Origin of the sequence: Escherichia sp. AM3, from assembly GCF_032029835.1 — a bacterium.
In the GTDB taxonomy this organism is placed as follows: domain Bacteria; phylum Pseudomonadota; class Gammaproteobacteria; order Enterobacterales; family Enterobacteriaceae; genus Escherichia; species Escherichia coli.
Genome location: NZ_JAVUPQ010000749.1, coordinates 1 through 329 on the forward strand (window position 1 = coordinate 1; position 329 = coordinate 329).

Sequence of the window (329 nt, forward strand, 5' to 3'; positions counted from 1 at the left end):
TGATGAATTCGTTGCTTGTGAGGTGAGTGTAGAATAACTTTTGGCTTTAATTAAATATTTGCATCCAAGAGATTCTATCGTTTCGATAATTTTTTCATCAAAGTAGCCACTATCCATTCGAAATAAAATTTCTAAATCGTCTGATTTGATGTTAGCAACAATTTCTTTGATCATTTCCGCAGCACCGTTTGCAGTGTAAGTATTGCCACTTCTTACAAATCCGGTAACATATGCTTTTAATTCGTCGCAAAATGCAAATTGGATATTGTAGCATCGGTTTCCCAGTTTCTTAGGATTATATCCTTTTGACGCACCTTCTTGATGACCTT

At 35.0% G+C, this 329-nt stretch carries 1 protein-coding gene; it reads right to left on the reverse strand.

The genetic code is table 11. The features are described from left to right. Window positions 1-329, reverse strand: a 329-nt coding sequence (locus RTW80_RS28185; RefSeq protein WP_312721408.1) for a transposase, incomplete at both ends; no start/stop codon positions are given.